Genomic DNA, 14,287 nt, shown 5'->3' with positions numbered 1-14,287 from the left:
CGGCTTTTATTTTATGTATTGACGATGTCAGCAACTAATTATTGAGTTCAGCCGTTTTAAGCTCGTCTTCAATATCGCTTATTTCGTCAATAAAGGTTTCTAGCTGTTGCTCTACCAAGCTATTCGCATGCGCAAAGTAAGCAAGATGGAATACCGCATCGCCCTCATTTACAAGCGGCATGGTTTGCTGGCCAATTACAATGCCACTTCGTGGCGCTAATAGCTCAAGCTCAGCATCACCAAGTGGACTGCTGATATAAGCGAGCACTTGCCCTTTCATGACGCGCTCACCAAGGGATACTTGCGCACGGACAATACCATCAACCTCTGCACGCACCCAACTTGTTGAACTTGCAATCACCGGCTCTGGGAGTTTTTTCGCCCGCTTACCACGCACCATTTTTAAATGACGCATAACATAATCAACGCCTTGCACACCGGCTGCAATCGCAATGGGGTCGAATCGCAGCGCTTCACCCGCTTCGTAGGTTATCACTGGGATACCTAAATTAGCCGCTTCACTGCGTAAAGAGCCATTGCGTAATGAGGCGTCTATCACCGCTGGTGTACCAAATGCTTTTGCCATAGCCGCGGTATCAGGATCACTTAAGTTAGCCCTAATTTGCGGTAAGTTAGTACGATGAATCGCACCAGTGTGCAAATCAATAATGTGCGTACAGTGCATTGCCACCTGCGAGAAAAAGGCATTCGCCATTCGCCCAGCTAATGACCCCCGTGTTGAACCCGGAAAACTGCGATTCATATCACGACGGTCAGGTAAATAACGCGACTTATGGATAAAGCCAAATACATTCACTATTGGCACCGCTATAATTGTGCCGCGTAATTGTTCAGGCTCAATTTTTGCGAGCAATTGCCTTACAACCTCAACACCATTGAGCTCATCACCATGAATTGCCGCGCATACCATTAACACAGGCCCTTGCTGGACCCCATTAACGACTTCAATTGGAATATTAAGCGGTGAGTGGGTATAAAGCTTTGCTGCTTCAATCGAAAACGTTTTACGTTCACCCACACCAACCGTATCACCTAAAATTGAAAACGGAGTATTTTTCTTAACCTTTGCCACGCACTTTTCCTTTTACTAGAGCGCTTGTAAATCTTAGCCTTTACCACGTGTTGCAGTTCTTTTCGTTGCTGCATTTTTTTCAATAAAATCAACAATCATGCCTGCAATATCTTTACCCGTAGCCACTTCGATACCTTCAAGACCCGGCGATGAGTTAACTTCCATCACCAATGGTCCTCGTGCTGAGCGAAGTAAATCAACGCCCGCTACGTTTAAGCCCATTGCTTTTGCTGCAGCAACGGCTGTTTTTCTTTCTTCAGGGGTAATGCGAACCAATGTCGCACTGCCGCCACGGTGTAAGTTAGAGCGGAACTCACCTTCTTGTGCTTGACGCTTCATCGCTGCGATTACTTTATCGCCCAAAACGAAACAGCGAATGTCTGCACCGCCTGCTTCCTTGATGTACTCTTGCACCATGATGTTCGCTTTTAAGCCCATGAAAGCTTCGATTACACTTTCTGCCGCTTTGCGCGTTTCGGCTAACACAACACCAATGCCTTGTGTACCCTCTAGTAACTTAATAACCACCGGTGTACCACCAACCATGCTTAGTAAGTCTTTAACATCATCAGGCTTGCTTGCAAACCCTGTGACAGGCATACCTACACCTTTACGCGATAATAGCTGTAATGAACGTAATTTATCGCGAGAGCGTGAAATAGCCACTGATTCATTTACAGGGAACACGCCCATCATTTCAAATTGACGTAATACTGCACACCCATAGAAAGTCACTGACGAGCCAATACGCGGAACAATAGCATCAAAATCTTTTAAATTTTCGCCGCGGTAATGAATTTCTGGTTGATCAGAATTAATGTTCATATAACAACGCAATGCATCAATCACTTTTACTTCATGACCACGTTGCTCAGCTGCTTCAATTAAGCGACGTGTTGAATATAAGTTTTGGTTGCGAGATAAAATACCAAGTTTCATAGTTAAAACCTTTACTGACAAACTCACACACTGAGCGTGCTATGAGCGCCTTTTATAATAAATGAGATAAAGCCGGATCGACGACTATGCGATTTTCCATTGCTGTACGCCCTAACAACATTCTAAACTTCATTGTTGAACGGTTACTTAAAGTCACTCTAACGGGCCAGCTTTGGCTTCCTGCGACTAACGTTGTTTCTATAAAGTAACGAAGCTCTCTTTGACCACTTGAACTGGTCACATACTTACGCTCCATCACTTTTGCACGACAGTGGACCACAGTATCCACATCATCCTGCAGAGGCTGGGTTGTGAATTTCACCCAGTTTTCGCCATTTTCTGAAAACTCTTCAATATCAAAAGCATGAATACACGATGTACGCGCCCCCGTGTCCACTTTTGCTTTGATTTTATCAATTCCTAAATCAGGAAGGCTTAGCCATTCGCGCCAGCCAACGATAATTTTTGCACTCATTAATGTGCCCTCTATAAAAAAGTGTCTTATACGCTACAGAGCTAGAAACACCAACAAAATATATTCATCTCATCGATAAATCGATTTCATTAATATAGTCTTGACTATACTAATGTATATACTCAACTATATCGCACTATTTGTAAAATGAGAGTTCAATATGATCAATGGGTTACTTCATGTCTTAATTTTAGACGAGCAAGGCGGTGCACGTGCTATTGACAATAGTACCGAGCTGGAGAATTGGCAACCCGAACATGGAAAACTTTGGGTTCATATGGATTACAGCCAAGCTGACGCTGTAAAGTGGCTTGCTGACAGTAATTTACTGACTGACTATGAATTAGCATCCCTGATTGCGGATGAGACGCGTCCACGCCTAACAAAAGTAACCAACGGTTCGATGCTCTTTTTACGTGGCGTTAATTTAAATCCCGCACAAAGCCCTGAAGACATGGTGTCTTTGCGCTTATTTATAAACGAAAACGTTATTATCACAACCCGCAAACGCCGTTTACTCTCAGTGCAAGATGTTGTTGCAACATTTGATGACAGTAACGGTCCATGTTCAATTTCAGAGCTCGTGTGTCAATTAGCACAAAATCTTACATCGCGTATGCAAGGGGTCATTGATAGCCTTGATGACACGTTGGATATATTTGAAGACGAAATTGATGAGCCAAGCAAAGGTTTTGATAACCAAGCTTTAGCACAAATGCGCCGTCAGACCATCGCCCTAAAACGCTATTTAAGGCCACAAAAAGAGGCCCTTATTACGTTGTTAAACAACAAATACAAGTGGTTAGATGAAGACGACAAAGCCCGTTTAAACGAAACAACCAATATGTTGATTCGCTTTTTAGAAGAGCTAGACAGCTCAATTGAACGTGCACAAATTATTCAACAGACTATTGCTAACCAAGTGTCTGAACAACTGAATCAGCGTATGTATGTGATGTCGGTCGTTGCAGCATTGTTTTTACCATTAGGCTTCTTAACGGGCTTACTTGGTGTCAATGTGGGCGGCATTCCGGGCACGGAAAGTCCGTATGCATTTAGCCTATTTTTAATCTTCTTAGTGGTCCTTACCGTTGGTATTGGTATCTACTTTAAGAATAAAAAGTGGTTATAAGCCTACCTTAGCGTGGCTCAGCAGATTTGATTAAATCAAGGCGAACGGCGTGTTCGCCTTTTTTTGTGCTCAAAATTAAGTGCTCACCTTCAGGACTTATAATCTGTAAGTTAATCGCTTTGCCATTTACTTGCTCGCCTGAGTGCAATGTAATCTGTAATTCTGTTGAGTGCATACACCACAATTCGAATTGGTCGTAATCACCACATGCAATGGGTTGATAAGTCATGTTTTAAAATCATGAAAATAAAAAGGATATAAACAGTGTAGAAAATAACAAAAGAAGGAGCAAATGGCGCTCTCGGCAGGGATCGAACCTGCAACTCAGCCTCCGGAGGGCCACGTGATATCCATTTCACCACGAGAGCACATTTGTCGTTGTCAGTACCAACTCGCGATATCAGCATGACAACCCGGCAATGATAATGGCATCTTGCTATAAATGCTAGCATTGAACACTTACATGCTTATAAATTCAGCAATTTTCATTAAAACACTTCACATTAAGGCAGAACCACGGTATTAACGTATACTTATAAAATTAATAACAAGGTGGGAATTTGATCATGAGTTTAATGTCAACAGAGCAAGTTGCAGAATTTTTAGGTGTAAAAGTAGAACGCGTGAAACGACTTGCTCGCGAACATTTACTGATCTCGAAATCACAAGATGACAAAGGTGAGCCTTTGTTCGAACACGATGATGTAAAAAAATACAAAGAGCTTGCCGAGCGAATTGGTGGCCTTTAGCGTTTTTGCTGTTTAATGAAGTGGTGAAGCTGCACAAGCAGTGGCGCCACTTTATCCATTGCCCCTCGTTGCTCGTACCAACAAATACACAATAATAAAAATAGCCCCTGAAATGCCGCCAGCTTGTTGAGCGAAAGGGTAAATTCGTGGTGGGCTGATATAAGTGTTCGGTATTGTTCAAGCAAAGCTTGCTGTTGTTCAGTATTCAGCTGAAAACTGACCACTAAGGCTGCCAAGTCAAAATAAACATCATTACTTTTGGCATATTCGAAGTCGATTAAAAACATACCGCTATTATTCACAATGATATTTTCTTTAACCAAATCATTATGGCAAAAGCCCATATCTTTTGGTGCACTAGCAATATAAGCGAGTGACTCTTCTATTAATGTAAGATGCTGTTGGTAGCGAGTGGTGTGTTGATAACAATTAATTTCATAAGCGATGTCCATTGGCTCTGTGAGCAAGGGATACTGGTGCAGATTGACTAAATCTGGCAGTAAACTGTCACAAAAATCGCCGCTGGCAATACGACCTTCAACATAATCGAAAATAGCCGTGTCTGTGGCTTGTTCTAGCCAAAGAGGCGCTGGGCAGCAACTTTGTTTAGCAAAATGTGTTTGAGCAGCCAAGCCTAGTGCAGGCCAATGGTCGCGATAATGTTTTACCAAATAGCTATTGGTCGCTGTTTTTACTAAGTAATTATCGTTACTTAACCCTTCAACCAATGGACTGATTGACGTAATCGTTAACGCGGGATCAAAACGCGAAAATAGCGCGTTTATTTGTTGTTCTGTTTTCATTTAAAGTTGAGCTAATGGCTTAGCTTGATGTTGCTCATACTCTTCATACCAGGTTTTAAACCCCCACGCTGCCATAATGGTATAAAACACAAACAGCACCAAGGTCGGGTAATACCCTTTTTCAAAGTACAAATACATGGAAGCCGCATCTATAACAATCCAGTATAGCCAATTTTCAAGAACTTTTTTGGCGACAAGGTAGGTTGTAACCACAGCAAAAGAGGTGGTAAAGCTGTCTAAATATGCAAAATCTGCATGCGTGTAATTGGTCATGATGAAACCAATCACCACCGAGGCTAATGAGGTAGTAAATAAGATCACGACATGCTTTTTTAATGACCACGAAACAATCGGCAACCGGTCTTTATGGTTTAAACCTCGTCGCCAAATTACCCACCCATACACAGCCATGTACATGTAGTATAAGTTAAGCAGCGACTCCATCAATAGTGCGCCATTCCAGTACATTACGGTGTAAATAAAGGTGCTTGCAAACGCGGCAGGCCAACACCATAAGCTCTCTTTAATCGCGAGCAACAAGTACGCCATCGACAACGCCACTGCAATATATTCCCAGTGCGACATTGCCGTAAAGCCAGAGAAAGTTTCGGTTAAAAATTCCATATCACGCCGTCGTTATCGATTACTTAATCATCGCTTGGCGACAAATCACCGTGTAAAAATTTACAAACAAAAATTGCTTTACCAAACTCTTCATAAGAGCGCTTAATTTCAGTGTTAAGTACAGACATGACTAAGTCGTAATCACCAAAAATTTGTGTAGATAGCGTATTAGTAATCACTTTAAGGCCATCATAGCTGTTTACGCGGTCAATAAAGCCTTTAATAAATGGAATGTAATCTTGATGAAGTGGGTATTTACTAATCTCTACAGAAAGTTTCATTTTAAGCTACCGAGTTTTTTAACAGTGTCGCATTGTAACCCGCTTATAGCGACAAGTCATGGCTAAGGCTCGTATTTAGTGTAAAATCAGCCCTATAAATTAAGAGGAGTCATTATGGCACGCCGCATTACATACACATTTAAAAACCAACCTCGCGAAATCAACTTTTCTAAAGACAAGTACCGCGACATGTACCACGCCATTGCGGCAGCTGAGGGAATTGACTTAAGCAATTATTTAAAGATGGAACAACAAATAGAAATGACCTCAAAAGGCTCTGCGGCAGTGCGTAATTTTCGTGACCAAGAGTTTGCAAAAATGGGCTTTAGCGACATCTATTTTATTAAAGAGTAACGTGCCTCGTTACTCTTGATACTCATAGCTGACTCGCGGAGTAATATTACACAGTAGCTCGTAAGGTATGGTACTAGCACACTGCGCTATTTCTTCGACAGGCAGCTCTGGGCCCCACATGATTACTTCGTCACCCACTTGAATATTGTCGCCATTATCGCCAATATCAACTGTTATCATATCCATCGCGACGGTGCCGACAATACCATAGCGTTGTGATTTAATGATCACCGGTGTGCCTTGTCGTGCATGGCGAGGATAGCCATCACCATATCCCATCGCGACAACCGCAAGCTTGGTTGGCTTATCACTGCACCAACGGCCTCCGTAACCAACACATTGATGCGCATCAACATCGCGAATCGCAATGACGCGTGTTGTTAAACGCATCACTGGCGCTAAACCGTGTTCTTTACCCACGCCATTTAGCATCGGCGAGACACCATAAAGCATTAACCCTGGGCGAACCCAATCACCATGCCCATGCGGCCATGCTAAAATACCCGCTGAGTTTGCTAAACAGTGCTGCTGAGCTTTGCCATCTGTTAATGAATCAAATAACGCTATTTGCTGGGTGGTTTTCTCATCGTTTACATCATCAGCACACGAAAAATGCGTCATTAATTTAATATCATCACGTGCATTGTCACTTGCTTTTAAACGATGATAAAACGATTCAAATTGTGATGGTGCAATCCCTAAACGGTGCATCCCTGTATTAATTTTTAACCAACACGCTATCGGTGCATCCAACGTGGCACTTTCAAGTGCAGCCAATTGATTTTCATCATGAATAATGGTCTGAAAGTTATTCGCGAGCAAAATAGGTAAATCGTCTTGATGAAAAAAGCCTTCAAGTAAAACGATTGGTTTTGTTAAACCTCCCGCCCGCAGCGCTAATGCTTCATCAATACGTGCCACTGCAAATGCATCAGCGGCACTTAGGTGCTGGGCAATTTTAACCAAACCGTGGCCATATGCATTGGCCTTTAACACCGCCATCACCTTGCAATTGGGCGCAAAGTGCTTCACTTGCGCTAAGTTATTAGCCAGTGCTTTTAGATTAATTTCGGCGATGGCTAAGCGCATTAATATTCGTCATCCATAGCTGGGCCCGCGTAGTTATCAAAACGTGAGAATTGACCTTGGAACGTAAGACGCACTTTACCGATAGGACCATTACGTTGCTTACCGATTATGATTTCAGCGACCCCTTTCTCGGCACTGTCTTCGTTATACACTTCATCACGATAAATAAACATGATTAAGTCGGCATCCTGCTCGATTGAGCCTGATTCACGTAAGTCAGAGTTGATTGGGCGTTTATCAGCACGTTGCTCTAGCGTACGGTTAAGCTGCGACAGGGCAATTACAGGGCATTGTAGCTCTTTGGCAAGGGCTTTTAATGAACGCGAGATTTCGGCAATCTCTAAGGTACGGTTATCAGATAAGCTCGGAACGCGCATTAGCTGCAAGTAGTCGACCATGATCATACTAATACCGCCATGATCGCGTGCGATACGACGTGCACGCGAACGTACATCGGTCGGTGTAAGGCCCGATGCATCGTCAACATACATCTTCCCTTTTTCCATCAATAAGCCCATGGTTGAAGAGAGGCGAGCCCAATCATCATCATCTAATTGGCCTGTACGTACTTTCGTTTGGTTAATACGACCGAGTGAGGCAAGCATCCTCATCATAATTTGTTCTGACGGCATCTCTAGTGAGTAGATCAGCACGGGTTTGTCTTGCGTCATTGCCGCATGTTCAGCTAAGTTCATCGCAAACGTGGTTTTACCCATTGATGGACGTGCAGCAACAATAATCAGATCTGAAGGCTGCATACCCGCGGTCATTTTATCTAGATCGGCATACCCTGTACTTACACCCGTTACACCATCTTGTGGCGATTGATATAACTCTTCAATCTTATCAACCGTTTTTTCTAGAATGCTGTGTAAGCTTTGTGGACCTTCGGTGCTTTTAGTACGTTGCTCGGCAATTTTGAATACTTTACTTTCTGCAAAATCGAGCAAATCATGGCTTGTGCGTCCTTCTGGACTAAAGCCCGCTTCGGCGATTTCGTTTGCAACACCAATCATTTCACGAATAACAGCACGTTCACGAACGATATTTGCGTATGCGTCGATGTTGGCAGCACTGGGAGTATTTTTTGCGATTTCAGCAAGGTAAGCAAAGCCACCCACATTGCTCAGCTGATTATTTTTTTCTAAGCTTTCAGAAATGGTGATCAAATCAATCGGGTCGCCTGCCTCTGCAAGACTCACCATCGCTTCAAAAATCAACTTATGTGTGCGGGTATAAAAATCCTGCGAGACAACCAACTCAGCAACACGGTCAAACGCTTGATTATCAAGCATTAAACCACCTAAAACAGATTGCTCAGCTTCAATTGAATGGGGAGGAACTTTTAACGTATCGACTTGCTTATCTGGTTTAGCCATATCTTCACAAAACTTAAATTGAATGGCTCTATTCTATCGACTTGCAAAGGCTGTGCAAATAGAAAAGCGGGAAATCTTCCCGCTTTATTGTAATTAAGCTAAACCTTGGTAACTAGACATATTACTCAGTGCTTAGATTAATGACGCTCACCTTCGTGATTATTTTTGTTTGCGCAGTTCTATGCGACCACTAATGGTATCCATTTCAATATCAGCGTTCCCGCCATTGACACTAAACTCAAGATCACTCGATGGCCCATACTTCGCTTTTATAGCTTTATCATCACTTAGCTCATTAACAATTTTGCCATTTGCATGTGCTTCTATTTCAAACTGGGCTGATACGTCAGCCGGGAAGTAAAACTCCGCATCTCCACTGACAGATTCAAAGCGCACATTTGCACCGGTGAGTAATTTATTAATATGCACTTCGGCTTCGCCGTTCACCGTATTGATACGTAGCTTTTTAATTGCATCAAATGCAAAGTCGATATTACCGTTTACATTTTCAAGACGCACATCTTCGGCTTTGGTTTTTGACTTGATATCGCCATTTACTGCTGTAAAACGCAGCGTACCTTGTGAGTTTTTATCATTAATTTCACCATTCACCGTTTCAAAACGAATATCACCGTTTAGGTCAATCGCATTGACATCACCATTTACCGTTTCAAAACTCATGTTACCGCTAATATCCTGCACCGTTATATCACCGTTCACAGTATCAATGTCGGCGCCTGCTGCCAGCTCTTTGGCACTGACAGTCACATTCACCCCAGCAAATTCGAGCTCACTGCTTTTTGGCATATAAATCGTTAAACGTGAACCGTCGCCTTTGTTCCAGCCACTTATGTTACGTGGCATTTTGACAATAAATTCGACGCGGCTTCCTTCCACATCTAAACGATAACCGTCGGCTTTATCATCTAATTCACCTTCGATTTTTAACACCGGTTTATCCCACCCTTCAATACGCACATCACCACGTTGGTTTTCAATAAAAATGCGCTTATTCGCAGGTATATCAACCTGTTCATTGATTGTTTGTCCTGCCATTGCCATCAGTGGTAGTAATCCTAATGTTAATGCGAGTAGTTTCATGGTTATCACTCCTAAATCGTTTGCCACTTAGGTGCATGCACCTTATTAATTAAATCAAGTTGTTGCTGATAAACCTGCGACAGCATTTGTAATAACGCAGGATTTTCAGGTTCATTTTCCAGTGCTTGCTTAATGGCACTCTCTGCTTCTTCTAATTCTTTAAGCTGCTGCTGCCAATTGTCGGTAAGTGCAGGTTGATTCTGATATTGCACCAACAAGCCCTGTTTTTGCTTCGTAAAATAATCACTCATGGCTATCATCGTATTCGGCTCGGTCTGAGCAACAAACAATTGCACGCTAAGCAGTGCCGCAACACAGCATGCAGCAACGGCTGCAAGCTTATTCCACGTAAAACGTGACTGTTCAGCTTGTTGCTCTGTAGGGTGAGCAATTGCACGCTCAATACCCGGCCATAAGTTTTTATCTGGGCCGATATCTTGCTTAGGTTGATTAAGCGAGTCATTTAAAAACTGTTCAAAATCTGGCTTACTCATTTTCATACCACTCTTTTAATAACTGCCTTGCACGGTGAAACTGCGATTTACTTGAACCAACGGCCATATCAAGCATGCTGGCTATTTCTTCATGGCGATAGCCTTCAATTGCATGGAGTACAAACACCATACGCGCTCGTTCGGGCAATCTGAGTACTAATTTATCAAGGCCATTTAAACCCTGACAGTCCGCTGCACTTTGTTCATCCATGCCACTTTGCTCAAAGCTCACGACTTTCTGTAACCAGTTTTTATGTTTACGAATATAGCTAATCGCAATATTACTCGTAACGCTGTGTAACCAGGTCGTAAACTGTGAGCGCCCATCAAAATTGGCGATTTTGTGCCACAACTGTACAAACACTTCTTGTGTTGCATCTTCGGCGTGCTCTTTATCTGCAATAAGTCGCAAACAAAGGCTGTAAACACGTTTCACATGCAACTCATAAAGTGCTGCATAGGCAACTTGATCGCCGCTTTTTACGCGCTCAATCAAGGTGTGCTCACTTTGCTGTGCAAACGCTTGCTCTGCATCTATCAACATCCTGGATGTTGTCCTTTATGATTATTGTTGTGAATTTAGTGTATTAGACGTAAGGAGGGATTCAAAAGGTTTAAATGAAACTAAATATTTTTTCGAGCAAGTATCATCTTGCTCGAATTAGGTCATTATTGTGCGGGGCTCGGTTCACTCTGTGGCGGTGTTTTGTAGCTCCAGCCTAAAAACACAATCCGTGAAGGGGTTGACGGTTTCCCCCCATTTTGTACTTTAAGTAGACCCGCATCATAGTGCGCCCCACTGCCGCCTGTTGAAGTGATCACCGCACCACGAACACTGCCAAATAGCTCGCCACTTCCCGACAATTTTACCGTGGTAAGCGGCGCATAAATTGCAGCATACAAGTTTGCAGCGCCACTAAATTGCACACCATTCACACCGTTAAATGACGAGTAAAACGACAGCGATGGATGCCCACTGGTCGTTAATCCTTCTTGTTCAGTGATCACTTTAGCACCTGCACCAATATTAACTTTTCCCGTTATTAATACGGTAAGACTGCTGTCTTTTTTGATCGTCAGGGTGGTATCACCCCCCATTGAAAAATCACCATCTATCAATAAGATGACATCGCCCCCTGAGACTTCCATTTTACCATCACTGGTCATTTTCAAACCATCTAAAGCAAATACATACTCTTTAGAATGGTTCCCATGAGATTGATTTTGAATCTTCTTATCAAACAAAAATACATCAGCTAAGGTCGGCACAATAATTTGGCTGCCACCATTGCTGTGAAACCCTTGTTCAGTATTAAACTTAAATAGTTGAGTAGGCCCAACCGAAATAGAATCATACCCAGTGATACCAGCCATTATGTCAGTCATTTTTTCGGGCAAAATTAAAGGGTCACAGTTGGTATCAGGGTTACTCGGATCGTAATCAGGTGCCGTGGGGTCGGCTACAGTGACGGGTTCAACATTCGGGTTTATATTAAATTTACTATTACTGTAATGTACGCCATCTTGCTGATTATTGTAGGTGTCTTTAAAGTCACCAATACCGCCATACATGATATCGAGGGTCTCACCTTGAGTATTATCAATGTAAGTAGACCATTGCATTGTGGCATCACCATTTGCTCTTACTACACCTGAAATGCGGCCACCTCGGTGTTTATAGTAGCCCCGGGTATACACATTTCCATCGACTCGCAGACCACTACCTGGAGAAATATACACCCCAGTATTGGAGTGAATATTACCTATAATGGGCGATGACCCGTTTAAGTAAATTACACCACTGGCTTTTACATCACCTCTAATTGGCGAGTGCCCTGAAAGCACAACATCAGAGTCACCGGCAATAGTTGATACATCACCGTCGTCCGATTTAGTTTCTTCGTAAGTACCTTGGCTTGAATCATAACTGTCGATACTTCCACTGCCCGACAAATTAACCCCTTTACAGCCAACCATCGCATTAGTAAATACCGAGCTGCCTTTAGCACCTTGAATGCCAAAGCGTGCGACTAAATTACTCTGTGCATCGCCTTCAAAGCGCTGCCCTAGGCTGGCAATTTCAAGCTCGCCATCAGGGTTTTTAGTAAGGGTTGCACTAAAGGTAGCATCACTCGCAATAATGCCGGTACCAGACGCTAAATTCGTTTTATTAATTAAATCATCAACCGCTAATACGCCTTCACGATTCAGTGTTTGTTGCAATAGTTTAGCTTGCTCAAACACCCCTTTTTCGGCTAGCAAACGGCTGTTTAACTTTTTCTGAAAATTACCGCTCAAACGTTCTTGCACAATATTTTCACGCAGTGAGCTCAGCACCACAAGACTGGCCATGCTCGTTAAAATCAGCACTGTAATTAAGGTAAAACCATGTTGCTTATTAAACACTGCCACCACCATATGCCTTCAGTAAGATTGTGTTTGTGAGCGCAATATCGATATTTATACCATTGCCGAATTGCCCAGGTAATTGCTCTGGTTTCACACTCACCGTCACTAATTCACCCGCGATATCAAACGATAAGCTCTCGACCCCTGTTAACAAACGCTCCGCAGCCGCGCCATTCAGTGAGCACATTAAGTTATTATCGTTTAAGCTATAAACTTCAGTAACTTGCACTGCGGTAACTTGACCATCACAGGCAATGACACCAGCAGGCTGAGTGATGGTTATCATGCTTTTATCAGCACTAATAACCGGGGTTATTTGAGTTTGCTTAATGCTGCGATTAAACACTTTACTCGTGTAACGAAGCACCTCTTGTGCATTTTCGAGCTCTTTGCTCACCTGAATCGTGCCTTTAATCGCTGAGTAAGACAAACTAATCCCAGCAAGTAAAAATGCTCCAGCAGCCAGCGCCACCATTAACTCGACTAAGCTAAACCCTTTTGTATGTTTTATCATTAACACACCGCCGACAAATCAGGGAAACTCGCATTCAAACTGATCTGGTTCTCAGCATTATCAGTCATGCGTTTATCGACCCAACTAACATTAATTTGCATGTCATTATTGTATACAGCAGGCAGAATTAGTTCGTAGTCACTAACCTGTGGAGAAAGACTCGCTCTAAAGGTCGCATCTTGAAATAAGCCGGGGTTGGTTTTTTGAATATCACAAATATGCGGCCAAAGTCGCTCTATGCTGTTTTGACCTTGAATAAGCGACACCGTGTAATGAAAACTGTTAGTAGCATACTGAAGCGATTTAAGTTGAGCAGCAGCCAACCCTAATAAAGCAATTCCAGCGATTACCACAGATATCATGACTTCTAGTAATGAAAAACCTTGCTGCTTAATCATGCACATCGTCGCTCTGAACTTTCAACTAACCAGTTTTGGCCACTTTTTAGTACACACATTACATAGTCAGTGGTGTTGCTGTGATTGTCTTTAATATCTATTTGCGCTTGCTGGTTAACCTCGCCACTGGCACTCACGGTCAAGGCCGCTAAATCAACCGTTATGCCAGATTTGGTTACACTAAATTCTTTAAGAACCGTAGCCACGCCCGCTTCATTTAGCGTTACCTGCCAGCGGTTATTATTAACGACTAAGTTAATTTTTCGCTCACGCTTTACTGCTTCACTGCGCGCATATTTATAGACACTATTTAGTTGATTTGCGGTCGTTACAACGCGATCTTGCAAGATTTGCTGGCTAAATGACGGGAAAGCAAGACTAGCCATAATACCAATAATAACCAGTACGACCATTAATTCTATCAGTGTAAATCCGGCCTTTCGTCGCACTTCA

At 42.8% G+C, this 14,287-nt stretch carries 19 protein-coding genes and 1 tRNA gene; 3 read left to right on the top strand and 17 right to left on the bottom strand.

Annotated elements, in window-relative coordinates:
• Positions 1-34: 34 nt before the first annotated feature.
• The 3 genes from LPA49_RS09600 to LPA49_RS09590 are packed head-to-tail and all read right to left on the bottom strand — an operon-like array spanning position 35 to position 2,507.
• On the bottom strand, positions 35-1,093 hold the full coding sequence (locus LPA49_RS09600; RefSeq protein WP_036973078.1) for a succinylglutamate desuccinylase/aspartoacylase family protein: 1,059 nt from the start codon (positions 1,091-1,093) through the stop codon (positions 35-37).
• Positions 1,094-1,126: 33 nt separating this feature from the next.
• Positions 1,127-2,032, bottom strand: coding sequence for a 30S ribosomal protein S6--L-glutamate ligase (rimK, locus tag LPA49_RS09595; protein ID WP_036973079.1), 906 nt, complete (start codon positions 2,030-2,032; stop codon positions 1,127-1,129).
• Between the two features lie 52 nt (positions 2,033-2,084).
• Positions 2,085-2,507: an ATP-dependent zinc protease gene (locus LPA49_RS09590; protein ID WP_036973081.1), complete on the bottom strand. Its 423-nt coding sequence runs from the start codon at positions 2,505-2,507 to the stop codon at positions 2,085-2,087.
• Positions 2,508-2,667: 160 nt separating this feature from the next.
• Here LPA49_RS09590 and LPA49_RS09585 point away from each other — a divergent pair, with 160 nt between their 5' ends.
• A complete protein-coding gene (locus LPA49_RS09585) occupies positions 2,668-3,639 on the top strand; it encodes a zinc transporter ZntB (RefSeq protein WP_074989354.1) in 972 nt (323 codons plus the stop codon).
• Between the two features lie 7 nt (positions 3,640-3,646).
• Here the strand turns inward: LPA49_RS09585 and LPA49_RS09580 are convergent, their stop codons facing one another.
• Both LPA49_RS09580 and LPA49_RS09575 read right to left on the bottom strand, forming a co-directional pair.
• Positions 3,647-3,868 carry a Rho-binding antiterminator gene (locus tag LPA49_RS09580; protein WP_180311124.1) on the bottom strand — a complete coding sequence of 74 codons (222 nt, stop codon included), beginning with the start codon at positions 3,866-3,868 and terminating at the stop codon, positions 3,647-3,649.
• A gap of 64 nt (positions 3,869-3,932) precedes the next feature.
• Positions 3,933-4,007: transfer RNA gene (locus LPA49_RS09575), tRNA-Arg, on the bottom strand.
• Positions 4,008-4,205: 198 nt separating this feature from the next.
• On the opposite strand from LPA49_RS09575, the gene LPA49_RS09570 reads away from it, so the two are divergent.
• On the top strand, positions 4,206-4,388 hold the full coding sequence (locus LPA49_RS09570; RefSeq protein WP_036973088.1) for a hypothetical protein: 183 nt from the start codon (positions 4,206-4,208) through the stop codon (positions 4,386-4,388).
• Here LPA49_RS09570 and LPA49_RS09565 read toward each other — a convergent pair.
• From LPA49_RS09565 to LPA49_RS09555, 3 genes are read right to left on the bottom strand one after another with little or no spacing between them, the layout of a single operon-like run.
• On the bottom strand, positions 4,385-5,191 hold the full coding sequence (locus LPA49_RS09565) for a phosphotransferase family protein (RefSeq protein ID WP_180311125.1): 807 nt from the start codon (positions 5,189-5,191) through the stop codon (positions 4,385-4,387). The two genes, LPA49_RS09570 and LPA49_RS09565, sit on opposite strands and share 4 nt — an antisense overlap.
• A complete protein-coding gene (gene pnuC / locus LPA49_RS09560) occupies positions 5,192-5,815 on the bottom strand; it encodes a nicotinamide riboside transporter PnuC (RefSeq protein ID WP_180311126.1) in 624 nt (207 codons plus the stop codon).
• A 23-nt stretch (positions 5,816-5,838) separates the two neighbouring features.
• A complete protein-coding gene (locus LPA49_RS09555; RefSeq protein WP_036973093.1) occupies positions 5,839-6,096 on the bottom strand; it encodes a YkoF family thiamine/hydroxymethylpyrimidine-binding protein in 258 nt (85 codons plus the stop codon).
• A 114-nt stretch (positions 6,097-6,210) separates the two neighbouring features.
• Here LPA49_RS09555 and LPA49_RS09550 point away from each other — a divergent pair, with 114 nt between their 5' ends.
• Complete coding sequence (locus LPA49_RS09550) at positions 6,211-6,450, top strand: DUF2960 domain-containing protein (RefSeq protein WP_036973096.1); 240 nt, start codon at positions 6,211-6,213, stop codon at positions 6,448-6,450.
• Between the two features lie 9 nt (positions 6,451-6,459).
• Here the strand turns inward: LPA49_RS09550 and alr are convergent, their stop codons facing one another.
• The 9 genes from alr to LPA49_RS09505 form a co-directional block, all read right to left on the bottom strand.
• Entirely contained in the window at positions 6,460-7,539 is a 1,080-nt protein-coding gene (gene alr / locus LPA49_RS09545) for an alanine racemase (RefSeq protein WP_074989353.1), read from the bottom strand.
• A complete protein-coding gene (dnaB, locus tag LPA49_RS09540; RefSeq protein WP_036973100.1) occupies positions 7,539-8,918 on the bottom strand; it encodes a replicative DNA helicase in 1,380 nt (459 codons plus the stop codon). The genes alr and dnaB overlap by 1 nt, the downstream gene beginning before the upstream one ends.
• Before the next feature lie 159 nt (positions 8,919-9,077).
• The gene (locus LPA49_RS09535) at positions 9,078-10,019 is read right to left on the bottom strand and encodes a DUF4097 family beta strand repeat-containing protein (protein ID WP_036973102.1); all 942 of its coding nucleotides are present in this window, start codon (positions 10,017-10,019) and stop codon (positions 9,078-9,080) included.
• A gap of 11 nt (positions 10,020-10,030) precedes the next feature.
• Positions 10,031-10,519, bottom strand: coding sequence for a hypothetical protein (locus LPA49_RS09530; RefSeq protein ID WP_083202712.1), 489 nt, complete (start codon positions 10,517-10,519; stop codon positions 10,031-10,033).
• The gene (locus LPA49_RS09525; RefSeq protein ID WP_036973104.1) at positions 10,506-11,057 is read right to left on the bottom strand and encodes an RNA polymerase sigma factor; all 552 of its coding nucleotides are present in this window, start codon (positions 11,055-11,057) and stop codon (positions 10,506-10,508) included. Before LPA49_RS09525 ends, LPA49_RS09530 begins: the two co-directional genes overlap by 14 nt.
• Before the next feature lie 125 nt (positions 11,058-11,182).
• Complete coding sequence (locus tag LPA49_RS09520; protein WP_230236440.1) at positions 11,183-12,919, bottom strand: polymer-forming cytoskeletal protein; 1,737 nt, start codon at positions 12,917-12,919, stop codon at positions 11,183-11,185.
• Positions 12,912-13,436 (bottom strand): prepilin-type N-terminal cleavage/methylation domain-containing protein, encoded by a 525-nt coding sequence (locus LPA49_RS09515; protein WP_118844648.1) that lies wholly within the window; start codon positions 13,434-13,436, stop codon positions 12,912-12,914. Before LPA49_RS09515 ends, LPA49_RS09520 begins: the two co-directional genes overlap by 8 nt.
• The gene (locus LPA49_RS09510) at positions 13,436-13,834 is read right to left on the bottom strand and encodes a prepilin-type N-terminal cleavage/methylation domain-containing protein (RefSeq protein ID WP_180311128.1); all 399 of its coding nucleotides are present in this window, start codon (positions 13,832-13,834) and stop codon (positions 13,436-13,438) included. The genes LPA49_RS09515 and LPA49_RS09510 overlap by 1 nt, the downstream gene beginning before the upstream one ends.
• Positions 13,831-14,283 (bottom strand): GspH/FimT family pseudopilin, encoded by a 453-nt coding sequence (locus LPA49_RS09505; protein ID WP_180311129.1) that lies wholly within the window; start codon positions 14,281-14,283, stop codon positions 13,831-13,833. Before LPA49_RS09505 ends, LPA49_RS09510 begins: the two co-directional genes overlap by 4 nt.
• Positions 14,284-14,287 lie beyond the last annotated feature (4 nt).

The sequence above is a fragment of the Pseudoalteromonas sp. MB41 genome (assembly GCF_020966275.1).
Classification (GTDB): Bacteria; Pseudomonadota; Gammaproteobacteria; order Enterobacterales; family Alteromonadaceae; genus Pseudoalteromonas; species Pseudoalteromonas lipolytica.
This window is presented reverse-complemented; position numbering and strand designations above follow the sequence as displayed.